This window comes from Ruegeria sp. EL01 (genome assembly GCF_900313035.1).
Lineage (GTDB): Bacteria > Pseudomonadota > Alphaproteobacteria > Rhodobacterales > Rhodobacteraceae > Ruegeria.
The window spans coordinates 151,538-163,156 of sequence record NZ_OMPS01000048.1; the positions used below are offsets into that span (position 1 = coordinate 151,538).

Below are 11,619 nucleotides of genomic sequence, written 5' to 3' on the forward strand. Positions count from 1 at the left end.
CAATCTTACTCCGCTGCCATCGCACCCATGCGACCCGATTTCTGGGCCTTGATGCGGTCTTCGATTTCTTCCCGGAAATTGCGGATAAGACCCTGGATTGGCCAGGCCGCTGCGTCCCCGAGTGCGCAAATCGTGTGGCCTTCGACCTGCTTGGTCACGTCGAATAGCATATCGATCTCTTCCAGTTCCGCTTCACCGCGCACCAGCCGATCCATGACCCGCATCATCCAGCCGGTGCCTTCCCGGCAGGGCGTGCACTGGCCGCAGCTTTCATGTTTGTAGAACTTGGACAGCCGCCAGATCGCCTTGATGATATCGGTGGATTTGTCCATCACAATTACCGCAGCCGTCCCGAGGCCCGAGCCCAGATCGTTGCGCAGGTGATCGAAATCCATGATCGCATCGCGCATATTTTCGCCTCGTACACATGGCACCGAGGATCCACCCGGTATCACCGCCAGCAGATTATCCCAACCACCGCGAATGCCGCCGCAATGGGTTTCGATCAGTTGTTCAAACGGGATCGACATCGCCTCTTCGACGACACAAGGATTGTTCACATGACCCGAAATGGCGAACAGCTTGGTGCCCGCGTTGTTCTGACGACCAAAGCCTGCAAACCAGTCAGCACCGCGCCGCAGAATGGTAGGGACAACGGCGATGGATTCTACGTTGTTCACCGTGGTCGGGCAGCCATAAAGACCCGCGCCCGCCGGGAATGGCGGCTTCATGCGCGGCATGCCCTTCTTGCCTTCAAGGCTTTCAATCAGCGCGGTCTCTTCGCCGCAGATGTAAGCACCCGCCCCATGATGCAGGAACAGATCGAAATCCCAGCCTGATCCGGCTGCGTTCTTGCCCAGCTGCCCTGCGTCGTAGGCTTCATCAATCGCGGCCTGAAGCGCCTCGCGTTCACGAATGTATTCGCCGCGCAGGTAGATATAACAAGTGTTTGCGTTCATCGCGAAAGACGCGATCAGGCAGCCTTCGATCAGCGTATGCGGATCATGGCGCATGATTTCGCGGTCTTTGCAGGTCCCGGGTTCGGATTCGTCGGCATTCACCACCAGATAAGCCGGGCGACCATCGCTTTCCTTGGGCATGAATGACCATTTCAATCCAGTTGGAAAGCCTGCGCCCCCACGACCCCGCAAGCCTGAATCCTTCATCGTTTGAATGATCCAGTCGCGCCCGTTGCCGATCAGGCCAGCAGTACCGTCCCAATGCCCCCGAGCGCGCGCGCCCTTCAGCGTCCGCTCGTGCATCCCGTAGATGTTGGTAAAGATCCGGTCCTGATCCTTCAGCATCGCTCGCTTACCTTTGGTTGTCCTGACGCATGCGCCAGAGTTGAAATATGTTGATCACCGCGTAGATGAATCCGCCCAATGCAGCGAAATCGAACAGCAGCGCATAGCGCCCGGGCAGTTTCAAAGCCGGGCCGATGAACAGCGACATAGCGAGCCACAACAGCATGGTCACAGCGATGACCACCCCGATATGTCGGCCCTTGCGGGCTATGGCCTGTTCCTTGTCGTCCATCTTATCCCGGCACCCAATTGGCACCACTCATCCCCGTATCAGTCTTCGTAAAGTCCGTCTTTTTTGGCCCGTTTGGCAAATTCTGTCACATCACCCGATGCCAGTTTTGACGCCTGTTCGATCCAACCATCGCGCTCGATCCGGCCCTTGAACTTCAATCGCGCATCAACCCACGCCACGTGCCCGTCTGTCCAGGCTGCGATCTGGTCAAAGTGGTAAAAGCCCAGTTCGTTCAACGTCTGCTCCAACTTCGGGCCGACGCCTTTCAACAGCTTCAGATCATCTGGCGCGCCACCCCGGGCACCAGTCAACGTCTCGGGCTGATCTTCCTTAACCTCGGCCGGTTTTGCTTCGGCTTTCTTGGTCTTGGCAGGTTTGGATTTAGCCTCGGCCGCCTGCTTTGCCGCAGATTTGCCAGTTGCAGGTGCCTTTGGTGGTTTCGGAGCCGACTTCGTCGCCGCGGCTTTGCCATCCTTGCCCAACCATGGCGTCAGGATCGGCACTTCGGTTCCGTCGATCCGTTTTACGGTGTCACCCAGATCAGTCGCCAAAGCGACACTGGCATTGTATTGCGGCTTGCCTGCGTCATGCTCGGTCAGACTGGACAGACCACTGAAAGGTTCTGCGGCATAGCGCCCGTTTTGCGGGCCCGGCAGCGGCACTTTGCCCGCTGCCAGATCGTCGATGATCTTACCAAAACTCTCGGCCGTCAGATCTTCGTAGTAATCCTTGCCGATCTGCGCCATCGGCGCGTTGGTGCAGGAGCCCAGACACTCGACCTCTTCCCAGCTCAGCTTGCCATCGGCGGACAAAGCATGCGGTTTCTCGGCGATCTTGACCTTGCAGACCGCGATCAGGTCTTCGGCCCCGCAGATCATGCAGGAGGTCGTGCCACACACTTGAATATGTGCAACCGACCCAACCGGTTGCAATTGGAACATGAAGTAGAAAGAGGCGACTTCAAGAACCCGGATATAGGCCATGCCCAGCATGTCAGCCACGGATTCAAGTGCAGGACGGCTCAGCCAGCCCTCCTGCTCCTGCGCGCGCCACAACAGAGGGATGACCGCACTGGCCTCACGACCCTCGGGGTACTTGGTGATCTGCGCTTCGGCCCATTGCTGGTTGGTAGCGGTGAAGGCAAAGCTTTCGGGTTGTTCGGGGTGAAGACGGCGAAGCATCCTTATTTCTCCAAAGCCCAAAGGCCGTACTTGTCGCCCGTCACAACGTTGAAATCGACCGAGCTCATATATTTTTGACTAGGATTACTTGCGTAACGTAACTTCACTTCGTCACCATATCTGATCAGGTTTTGCGGATCAGGAATGTTCGGGATATCTGCGATCCTAGCAAACTCTGAAAAGTCCGGCAGATCCATTCTTTCCATAATCGCGGTAATTTCGCTCTCGTGAAGATCAGCGTGATCTAACAATACAACGCCCGTCGTTTCTCTTGGAACCGTTTGGTGCACGGCCTTTAGTTCCTTCCAATCACGCCACTCGTCGTTTAGAAAGATTAGCGCGCCACCTGCTCCAACCAATAGACCGATGAGCATGCCGAGTGCAGACAAGATAACTTTACCCTGACCAGCTCTCTTGGCCACGCTCTCCGCAGCGTCTGTTTTTTCTTCTTGCTCGCCCAACTTCTTACTTATTGTGACCAGAAGCTCGGCAACTTCTTCTTTGTCCAACCTGCTAACTTGGGATATAGCTTCTCGCTCAGCATCTTCGGGCTTAGCGCTAGCCGCTCGAAGAGCTGTATTCAAAGATACGATGTTCACCGATCAATCTCCCCAAACACGACGTCCATCGTCCCAATGATCGCAGCGACGTCGGCCAATTGGTGGCCTCCGGCGATGTAGTCCATGGCTTGCAGGTGTAAGAACCCCGGCGCGCGCAGTTTGGCGCGGTATGGCTTGTTGGTGCCGTCAGCGACCAGATAGACGCCGAATTCGCCCTTGGGGGCCTCAACGGCGGCGTACACCTCGCCCGCAGGGACATGGAAGCCTTCGGTATAGAGCTTGAAGTGATGGATCAGGCTCTCCATCGAGGTCTTCATGTCCGACCGGCTTGGCGGCGTGATCTTACCGCGCGCCAGAATATCACCTGGGCACTCGCGGATTTTGGCGATGGCTTGACGGATGATCAGCAGCGACTGGCGCATCTCTTCCATACGCACCAGATAGCGGTCGTAGCAGTCGCCGTTCTTGCCCACAGGAATCTGGAACTCAAACTCGTCATAGCATTCATAGGGCTGTGCACGGCGCAGATCCCAGGCCAGGCCAGACCCGCGCACCATGACGCCCGAGAAGCCGTATTTCTGAATGTCATCTTCGGTCACGACGCCAATGTCAGCGTTGCGCTGTTTGAAGATGCGGTTTTCGGTCAGTAGCCCGTCGATGTCATCCATCACAGCAGGAAACTCGTGGCTCCACGCCTCGATATCGTCCAGCAATTCGGGCGGCAGGTCCTGATGCACACCGCCGGGGCGGAAATAGGCTGCGTGCAGACGCGCGCCACAGGCACGCTCATAAAACACCATCAGCTTTTCGCGTTCTTCAAAGCCCCAGAGCGGCGGGGTCAGCGCGCCGACGTCCATCGCTTGCGTGGTTACGTTCAGCAGATGGTTCAGGATGCGCCCAATCTCGGAATACAGCACCCGGATCAGCGAGGCGCGGCGGGGCACTTCAACGCCGGTCAGTTTTTCAATGGCCAGACACCAGGCGTGTTCCTGATTCATCGGCGCCACGTAATCGAGGCGGTCGAAATACGGCAGGTTTTGCAGATACGTCCGGCTTTCCATCAGCTTTTCAGTGCCGCGGTGCAGCAGGCCGATATGCGGATCGCAGCGTTCGACGATTTCGCCGTCCAACTCAAGCACCAAACGTAAAACGCCGTGCGCAGCAGGATGTTGCGGGCCGAAGTTAATGTTAAAGTTGCGGATCTTCTGCTCGCCGCTCAGCGCGTCCGAACTGCCGTCATCATATCTGGAGCCGTCCATCACCGCCGTCCCCTCTTGTTCTTCTTTGCCGCAGCTCGAACCCGAACCTTCTCGGCGTCAGCCGCCTTGGCTGCAGCACCCGCGAGCAGGACGCCCAGCGCACCTAAAGCAATCAGTTCCCCCAGCAGCATCAGCATCTCAGCGGCGCTCCAATTCCTGAAGTTTCAACCCGACCCACCACAGCAGCGCGATGGTGCCAAACGGGATCAGACACAGCAGACACCAGTATTTGTTGATTCCAAAAAACGGCAGAATTTTCACCATCGGGATGATGGTCAGTGCGGAAAGGATCAGCCACCAGATACCACTCATTATTCGGCCTCCTGCTTCTCATCGCCCGGCAGAATGTACTCTGCCCCCTCCCACGGGGACATGAAGTCAAACTGACGGTATTCCTGCACCAGCGAGACCGGCTCGTACACGACACGTTTTTGCGCCTCGTCATAGCGAACTTCGGTATAGCCTGTGGTCGGAAAGTCCTTGCGCAGCGGATGACCGCGGAATCCATAATCCGTCAGAATACGCCGCAGATCCGGGTGGCCCGAAAACAGGATACCGAACATGTCATACACCTCACGCTCGAACCAATTGGCCGAGGGATGCACGTCGACAATCGACGGAACCATGTCCTCTTCCCGGATCGAGACCCGCAGGCGGATGCGCTGGTTCTGGTACATGGACAGGAAGTGATAAACCACGTCGAACCGCTTGGCCCGCTCGGGGTAGTCGACGCCGGTGATATCGACCAAGGTCGAGAATTTGCAGCTTGGGTCAGTTTTCAGAAATTCGATGAATTCGACCAGGTTGGACGGGGCCACGCCAACGTTCAGCTCACCATGCGTGACGTCCCAGGACAAAACACAATCGGTCCGTTTCAACTCCAGCTGGGTCCCAAGTTCTTTGAGTACTTCGCTCACTGCTTCAACTCCTCAACAGAATTGGCGGAAAGTTCGGCGTTCGCCGGGTCTGGAAACTCCCAGAAACACTCACTCCCACCATGATCTGCTGCCAGATTTCCCAGTGTCTGTTCAATCATAGAAATCAAGCGCACCTCTGCCTTCGCAGCGACAGAATAAGTCACATCGACCAAGTCCTCATCCTCATCGCAAAACAAGGTGGCATCTGATTTTCCTAGCCCATGGTCAGCCTCAATCAACCGCATCAAAGCACGTGCTTGATCCATAAAGGCCTCAGCGTCTTGCTTGCTTGGGAATTCGATTGTGAACTCAAAAGATAGCTTTTGACGCAGATCAACACCGTTTTCTTCGAAGCGCTGAAAAATAATGGCATTCTCCGCAATCAGCGCCTCAGATGGTTCTGCGTACATCTCTGCTTTCATCGAACAATCGTCCCAGTGCGGCGGATTTTGCGTTGCAATTGCATCAGGCCGTATAGCAGCGCCTCGGCCGTTGGTGGGCAGCCGGGGACATAAATATCCACCGGAACGATACGATCACAACCACGTACAACCGAATAGGAATAATGATAATATCCACCGCCATTGGCACAGGATCCCATCGAGATCACATAGCGCGGCTCGGGCATCTGATCATAAACCTTGCGCAGTGCCGGGGCCATCTTGTTGGTCAGGGTACCTGCCACAATCATCACGTCAGACTGGCGTGGGGACGCGCGGGGCGCAATGCCAAACCGTTCCGCATCATAACGCGGCATCGAAGTATGCATCATCTCGACCGCACAACAGGCCAAACCGAAGGTCATCCAATGCAACGAGCCGGTGCGCGCCCAATTGATAATGTCCTCGGTCGAGGTCAGCAGGAACCCTTTGTCCTGCAGCTCGGCATTCAGGGTCTGAGTGGCGACTTCTTTGTCGACGCCAGCCGTGTTTGCGCCCGTCATCACTCCCATTCCAAGGCTCCCTTCTTCCACTCATAGGCAAAGCCGATGGTCAGAACGCCCAGGAACACCATCATCGACCAGAAACCCACATCGCTGATGTCTTTGAACCCAACGGCCCAAGGGAACAGGAACGCAATCTCCAGATCAAAGATGATGAAGAGAATCGCAACCAGATAGAACCGGACATCGAATTTCATGCGCGCATCATCGAAAGCGTTGAAACCGCATTCATAGGCGCTGACTTTTTCGGGGTCAGGATTGCGGACGGCCAGCACGACGGCGGCAAGAATCAAAACGATTCCAAGACCGACGGCCACGGCCAGAAACACCAGAATCGGGAGGTATTCCCGCAGCAGGTCTTCCACTAGTAGCTCCTTTCCTGTGCATCCTCTGTTGGAATGCACCGTCAATTGGCGTGTTGACTGGACATTCTCTATCTCTGCGGGGTCAGAGGGTCAACCGAACACAAGCGCACACCGCATCAATCCTGCGCTTGACAACGCCAGAGAGAATCGCGACCGGCGTGTCCCAAGTTGATTTATGCCGTATGCGTTAAACTTTGTTGTTCCACGCAGGGTTACGCTTTTCGAAAAACGCACCAATCCCCTCTTGGGCTTCCGATGTCTCCCATCGGGCGACCAGTTTTCGGATGGTGTGATCAATCACGCTGTCATCGATACGAGGACCCAGTTCCCGAACAAGTTCCTTCGCGGAGGCAACTGCACCGGGCGCACAGCTCAGGTAAGGTCGAACCTCTGCCTCGATCGCTGCGCTCAGTTCATCTGCGGGCACCGCCCTGGCCAACAACCCCAGATCCACCGCTTCGGCCGCATCGAACAGCCGCGCAGACATGAACACCCTCCGGGCCTTCGCCTCGCCCATCCGGGCAATCACATAAGGTCCGATAGTGGCCGGGATCAGCCCCAACCGGGTTTCGGTCAGCCCCATCTTCAGGCTGTCGATGCCAATGGCCACATCACAGACGGAGGCCAAACCAACGCCGCCGCCAAAGGCATTGCCCTGCAACGCACCTATCAACGGTTTGTTCAACACGTTCAAAGCCTGTAGCATTTCCGCAAGCTTGCGGGCCTCGACAAAGCGTGTCGCCGAATCTGCCGCCATCTGTTCCTTCATCCAGCCCAGATCGCCACCGGCGCAAAAGGTTTTACCTGCACCTGTCAAAACGACCACACGCACGTCTTGATTGTTCCCCAGATCTGTCGCTGCCTGCGTCAGTTCCGCGATCATCCTGGCCGACATTGCATTGTGCTTTTCGGCCCGGTTCAAGGTCAGCGTTGCAACGCCCCCTTCATCTGAGGTGAGTGTGATCGCTTCATACATGTCAGCCCCTCATCGCCCGAGCCATCTGAGCGGCCTCTTCCAGAACGGCGGCATCCAGACCGGTCTCATATCCAAGCCGTTCAAGATGTGCGGCAACGGCTTCGGTTGCCACGTTCCCGGCCGCCCCCGGTGCATAGGGGCATCCACCCAAACCACCAACCGCGGCATCGAAGACCCGAACCCCAAGGGCGATTGACGCATCAATATTGTCCATCGCACGACCGTTCGTGTCATGGAAATGCCCGGCCAATCGCGTGACCGGGACCCTCTCACGCACAGCCAACAGCATATGCGCAATCTTGTCTGGTGTGCCCTGCCCGATCGTATCGCCCAACGACACTTCATAGCAGCCGTGCGAGAACAGAAGATCGGCAACCTCCGCCACCTTTTCAGGCGGGGTCGGCCCGTCATAAGGGCAATCCGTCACGCAAGACAAGTAGCCCCTCACCGGTAAATCAATGTGACGGGCAGCGTCTAAAATCGGAACAAAACGTTCAATGGATTCGGCGATTGATGCGTTGATATTCGCCTTGGAAAATCCTTCGGATGCCGAGGCAAAGACGGCGATCTCATCCGCACCGGCGGCCATCGCATCTTCGTATCCACGCAAATTCGGCGTGAGCGCGGCGTATCGAACCCCTTTGGCCCGGGTGATACCGGCAAGAACATCGGCACTGCCTGCCATTTGCGGCACCCATTTCGGAGAGACAAAGCTTGCCATTTCAATCCGGCTGAACCCGGCGCGCGACAAGCAATCAACCAGCGCCACTTTCTCGGCCACCGGGATCTCGCGTTTCTCGTTCTGAAGCCCGTCCCGTGGACCTACCTCAAAGATTTCTACTCGCTCACCCATCCTAACCTCCATTAACTGCGCATCGTTTGCCGACGCGCCACTGTGTTCTCACGCCTCGGGTCTTAACCTGCAGAAGGTTTCGGCGATTTTGTCCCGATCATTCATCCGTATCCACCATGAGTTCAATGCGGGGTAATGAGCAAGCAATTCCGCAGCTGCCGGATATCGCCTGAACGCATCGATCATCGGAAACAGGATACAATCCTCGGGCTCACACCCGGAACCGAGCACGTGACCCTCAGTGGCTATGTCCTCAATTGCATTCAGAACAGAACCCGCTTGCTCAAGACCGTCCTGTATTTTTGACATATCGTATTCAAGGTCAAACGCTGGCCTGAAAACGCCATGGGAATAAACCTGCCGGACCAAAGGCCAATAGGCGTAAGAGGTCGCGATTCCGGCAATCTGCGCGGCGCGCGCTTCGACAAGCGGGGCGCGGGTGCGGTCGCTGATCCGATAGAGGTAACTAAGGATCGCCCAGCTTTCATACACACGTGTCCGACCATCGAACAAAACCGGCACCCGCCCGAAGGGATGATGATCGGACGCTTCACTGAATGGGTCGACCTCTTCCCAACTGTAAGGAAGCGACAATTCGACCAGCGCGATGCGAACTGATCGGGAATAGACGCTGTGGCGGTAACCTATGACTCGCAGCGCATTCAATCATTGACCTCCAGCCGCACCAAGGCGGCACCAGCCTCGACCTGCGCCCCGGGTTCGACAAGTACCTCGGCAACCACGCCATCGCGTGCGGCCAACAGAGAATGCTCCATCTTCATCGCCTCAAGAATGGCCAGTCGATCACCTTCCGAAACGACTTGGCCCGCAGTTGCGAACACAGCTTTGACCAACCCGGGCATCGGCGCCTCGATCACGTTGGTGTCACCTGCTGCACTGATATCCCGATCCAACGGATCAACACTCTCAAAGACCTGTCCATAGTCTTGGAAAACGGTGATCTCGGTTCCTGAGATTGCAACATTCGGCATTGGCCTTCCATCGACATGCCACCGGCCGTCACGACGTTGAGCAATCACCTGGACCTCACCAACGTGCCAGATTTGTCGGTTGGGGCCCTCGACCTGAACGTCCAAGTCCACAACTTCCCCGCCTTGCATCAACTGCGCGGCCCGATGCAACGGAGACCACAAGGTGAACCCGGTTTCATCATGGGATTCGACCAGATCAAGCGCGTGCATCGCTGCCGCAACAAAGGTTGCTGGAACGACCTGGGCCTGTCGAACCAATGCATCAATATCCCGGCCAATCAGCCCTGTGTCGACGTCACCCGACGCAAATCCCGCGTGCCGAGTCAAAGCACCCAAGAACGCAAGATTGGTGACAGTCCCGCCAACCTCGGTCCCGCGCAAGGCACGATGCAGCGTTTCAAGGGCAACAGCACGTGTTGGCCCATGGACTACGACTTTCGAAATCATCGGGTCATACCACGGGCTGATCGTATCGCCGGCGCGCACACCGCTGTCGGCGCGGCACCCGTCCGGGAACCGCAGATGCGTCAATAGCCCCGTGGCTGGCAAGAAGCCTTTTGGGACATCCTCGGCATAGAGCCGCGCTTCGAACGCATGTCCATTGATCGACAGATCCTCTTGCCGCATCGGCAAGCTCTCACCTGACGCAACCCGCAATTGCCATTCTACCAGATCAACACCTGTAATCGCTTCGGTCACGGGGTGTTCCACCTGCAGGCGCGTGTTCATCTCCATGAACCAGAACCGATCCGGACGCAGACCGTCCGAAGCATCGACGATGAACTCGACCGTTCCCGCGCCTTTGTAGCCAATGGCTTCGGCGGCACGCACACCCGCCTGCCCCATCGCCTTGCGCATCTCAGACGTCATGCCCGGCGCCGGAGCTTCTTCGATCACTTTCTGGTGGCGACGCTGCAGCGAGCAATCGCGTTCGAACAGATGCACCGCATGGGTACCGTCGCCAAAGACCTGCACTTCGATATGGCGTGGCTTGGTAACGAATTTCTCAACCAGCACTGCGTCATTGCCAAAGGCGGTTCGCGCCTCGCCCATGGCACTGTCGAGCGCCATTGCGAAATCTTCGGGCTTTTCGACCAGTCGCATGCCTTTGCCGCCACCGCCAGCAACGGCCTTGATCAGAACCGGATACCCAATTGTATCGGCAGATTCAGCCAGATGTTCCGGGTCCTGATTGTCGCCGTGATATCCAGGAACCACCGGTACACCCGCTTGTTCCATCAGAACCTTAGCCGCGTCCTTGAGGCCCATCTTGCGGATCGCATCCGCCGAAGGGCCAATAAACGTCAGCCCTGCAGCCTCAACCGCATCCACAAAATCGGGATTTTCGGACAGAAACCCGTAACCCGGATGGATCGCCTGCGCGTCTGTGTCCAAAGCCGCCTGAATGATCACATCGCCCTTGAGGTAGCTATCCGCCGGAGCTGAACCACCAATATGGATCGCCTCATCCGCCATCTGAACATGTTTGGCCGCTGCATCTGCATCCGAATATACGGCGACACAGAACACACCCAGTTTCTGTGCCGTCTCCATCACGCGGCAAGCAATCTCACCTCGGTTGGCAATCAGGATTTTGTTGAACATCGTAGTTACCCCTTACCTGCCAAATCTTCGATCATACGAAACCGCTCGCATACCAATTCCATTTCAGGATCGAAGCCGCCATTGCGCTCGAAATAGCGTCGGTGCCCGTCGCGCCACCCGTCCAAAGTCTTGTTCTCGCCCTCGGCCAAAGCGAACTCTTCGGTGACATCGCAATATCGCCGGATCGTGACTTCGAGCGTTTCGATCAACAAGGCTGGGCGGTCATCCCAGTCCAGCGCAATGTCGATGCGACCGGGGATCGGCATATCCGCGCTGCCTTCGGGATAATCCCGTTGCGCGCCGCAGGTGGCCGTTTTGACACCCGCACGTACCAATGCCAGCAGTTCGTCGCACAGGTCTCGGTTGTCCCCGAACTTGAACGTTTGTGCACTCGGGTACCGGGCTTTCACTTCTTCAAGTAAGCTACTCATC

At 56.8% G+C, this 11,619-nt stretch carries 16 protein-coding genes; all 16 read right to left on the reverse strand.

Annotated features, from left to right (window positions below):
• Window positions 1-5 precede the first annotated feature (5 nt).
• The gene (gene nuoF / locus D9K61_RS24900) at window positions 6-1,304 is read right to left on the reverse strand and encodes an NADH-quinone oxidoreductase subunit NuoF (RefSeq protein ID WP_120635904.1); all 1,299 of its coding nucleotides are present in this window, start codon (window positions 1,302-1,304) and stop codon (window positions 6-8) included.
• Between the two features lie 7 nt (window positions 1,305-1,311).
• Entirely contained in the window at window positions 1,312-1,536 is a 225-nt protein-coding gene (locus tag D9K61_RS24905) for a DUF5337 domain-containing protein (RefSeq protein ID WP_120635905.1), read from the reverse strand.
• A 38-nt stretch (window positions 1,537-1,574) separates the two neighbouring features.
• The gene (locus tag D9K61_RS24910; RefSeq protein ID WP_120635906.1) at window positions 1,575-2,717 is read right to left on the reverse strand and encodes an NADH-quinone oxidoreductase subunit E; all 1,143 of its coding nucleotides are present in this window, start codon (window positions 2,715-2,717) and stop codon (window positions 1,575-1,577) included.
• 2 nt (window positions 2,718-2,719) lie between these two features.
• The gene (locus D9K61_RS24915) at window positions 2,720-3,316 is read right to left on the reverse strand and encodes a hypothetical protein (RefSeq protein WP_120635907.1); all 597 of its coding nucleotides are present in this window, start codon (window positions 3,314-3,316) and stop codon (window positions 2,720-2,722) included.
• Window positions 3,313-4,536, reverse strand: a complete 1,224-nt coding sequence (locus tag D9K61_RS24920) for an NADH-quinone oxidoreductase subunit D (protein WP_174235126.1) — start codon at window positions 4,534-4,536, stop codon at window positions 3,313-3,315. Before D9K61_RS24920 ends, D9K61_RS24915 begins: the two co-directional genes overlap by 4 nt.
• On the reverse strand, window positions 4,536-4,673 hold the full coding sequence (locus D9K61_RS27095; RefSeq protein ID WP_162947019.1) for a hypothetical protein: 138 nt from the start codon (window positions 4,671-4,673) through the stop codon (window positions 4,536-4,538). The genes D9K61_RS24920 and D9K61_RS27095 overlap by 1 nt, the downstream gene beginning before the upstream one ends.
• Before the next feature lies 1 nt (window position 4,674).
• A complete protein-coding gene (locus tag D9K61_RS27100) occupies window positions 4,675-4,848 on the reverse strand; it encodes a hypothetical protein (protein ID WP_162947020.1) in 174 nt (57 codons plus the stop codon).
• Window positions 4,848-5,453, reverse strand: a complete 606-nt coding sequence (locus D9K61_RS24925) for an NADH-quinone oxidoreductase subunit C (RefSeq protein ID WP_120635909.1) — start codon at window positions 5,451-5,453, stop codon at window positions 4,848-4,850. Before D9K61_RS24925 ends, D9K61_RS27100 begins: the two co-directional genes overlap by 1 nt.
• Window positions 5,450-5,875 carry a ribonuclease E inhibitor RraB gene (locus D9K61_RS24930; protein WP_120635910.1) on the reverse strand — a complete coding sequence of 142 codons (426 nt, stop codon included), beginning with the start codon at window positions 5,873-5,875 and terminating at the stop codon, window positions 5,450-5,452. The genes D9K61_RS24925 and D9K61_RS24930 overlap by 4 nt, the downstream gene beginning before the upstream one ends.
• The gene (locus tag D9K61_RS24935) at window positions 5,872-6,405 is read right to left on the reverse strand and encodes an NADH-quinone oxidoreductase subunit B family protein (protein WP_120635911.1); all 534 of its coding nucleotides are present in this window, start codon (window positions 6,403-6,405) and stop codon (window positions 5,872-5,874) included. Before D9K61_RS24935 ends, D9K61_RS24930 begins: the two co-directional genes overlap by 4 nt.
• Window positions 6,396-6,761 carry an NADH-quinone oxidoreductase subunit A gene (locus D9K61_RS24940; RefSeq protein WP_120635912.1) on the reverse strand — a complete coding sequence of 122 codons (366 nt, stop codon included), beginning with the start codon at window positions 6,759-6,761 and terminating at the stop codon, window positions 6,396-6,398. Before D9K61_RS24940 ends, D9K61_RS24935 begins: the two co-directional genes overlap by 10 nt.
• Before the next feature lie 187 nt (window positions 6,762-6,948).
• Window positions 6,949-7,737 (reverse strand): crotonase/enoyl-CoA hydratase family protein, encoded by a 789-nt coding sequence (locus tag D9K61_RS24945; protein ID WP_120635913.1) that lies wholly within the window; start codon window positions 7,735-7,737, stop codon window positions 6,949-6,951.
• A gap of 1 nt (window position 7,738) precedes the next feature.
• Window positions 7,739-8,590 (reverse strand): hydroxymethylglutaryl-CoA lyase, encoded by an 852-nt coding sequence (locus tag D9K61_RS24950; RefSeq protein ID WP_120635914.1) that lies wholly within the window; start codon window positions 8,588-8,590, stop codon window positions 7,739-7,741.
• A gap of 48 nt (window positions 8,591-8,638) precedes the next feature.
• Window positions 8,639-9,256, reverse strand: a complete 618-nt coding sequence (locus D9K61_RS24955) for a glutathione S-transferase family protein (protein ID WP_120635915.1) — start codon at window positions 9,254-9,256, stop codon at window positions 8,639-8,641.
• The gene (locus D9K61_RS24960; protein ID WP_120635916.1) at window positions 9,253-11,187 is read right to left on the reverse strand and encodes an acetyl/propionyl/methylcrotonyl-CoA carboxylase subunit alpha; all 1,935 of its coding nucleotides are present in this window, start codon (window positions 11,185-11,187) and stop codon (window positions 9,253-9,255) included. The genes D9K61_RS24955 and D9K61_RS24960 overlap by 4 nt, the downstream gene beginning before the upstream one ends.
• A 5-nt stretch (window positions 11,188-11,192) precedes the next feature.
• A complete protein-coding gene (locus D9K61_RS24965) occupies window positions 11,193-11,618 on the reverse strand; it encodes an ASCH domain-containing protein (protein WP_120635917.1) in 426 nt (141 codons plus the stop codon).
• Window position 11,619 lies beyond the last annotated feature (1 nt).

Bases quoted from the DNA above. Each gene is read 5' to 3' on its own strand.
- D9K61_RS27095 (WP_162947019.1), bottom strand. From the start codon at position 4,673: ATGCTGATGCTGCTGGGGGAACTGATTGCTTTAGGTGCGCTGGGCGTC.
- D9K61_RS24960 (WP_120635916.1), bottom strand. From the start codon at position 11,187: ATGTTCAACAAAATCCTGATTGCCAACCGAGGTGAGATTGCTTGCCGC.
- D9K61_RS24945 (WP_120635913.1), bottom strand. From the start codon at position 7,737: ATGTATGAAGCGATCACACTCACCTCAGATGAAGGGGGCGTTGCAACG.
- D9K61_RS24905 (WP_120635905.1), bottom strand. From the start codon at position 1,536: ATGGACGACAAGGAACAGGCCATAGCCCGCAAGGGCCGACATATCGGG.
- D9K61_RS24965 (WP_120635917.1), bottom strand. From the start codon at position 11,618: ATGAGTAGCTTACTTGAAGAAGTGAAAGCCCGGTACCCGAGTGCACAA.
- D9K61_RS24920 (WP_174235126.1), bottom strand. From the start codon at position 4,536: ATGGACGGCTCCAGATATGATGACGGCAGTTCGGACGCGCTGAGCGGC.
- D9K61_RS27100 (WP_162947020.1), bottom strand. From the start codon at position 4,848: ATGAGTGGTATCTGGTGGCTGATCCTTTCCGCACTGACCATCATCCCG.
- D9K61_RS24930 (WP_120635910.1), bottom strand. From the start codon at position 5,875: ATGAAAGCAGAGATGTACGCAGAACCATCTGAGGCGCTGATTGCGGAG.
- D9K61_RS24935 (WP_120635911.1), bottom strand. From the start codon at position 6,405: ATGGGAGTGATGACGGGCGCAAACACGGCTGGCGTCGACAAAGAAGTC.
- D9K61_RS24950 (WP_120635914.1), bottom strand. From the start codon at position 8,590: ATGGGTGAGCGAGTAGAAATCTTTGAGGTAGGTCCACGGGACGGGCTT.
- D9K61_RS24910 (WP_120635906.1), bottom strand. From the start codon at position 2,717: ATGCTTCGCCGTCTTCACCCCGAACAACCCGAAAGCTTTGCCTTCACC.
- nuoF (WP_120635904.1), bottom strand. From the start codon at position 1,304: ATGCTGAAGGATCAGGACCGGATCTTTACCAACATCTACGGGATGCAC.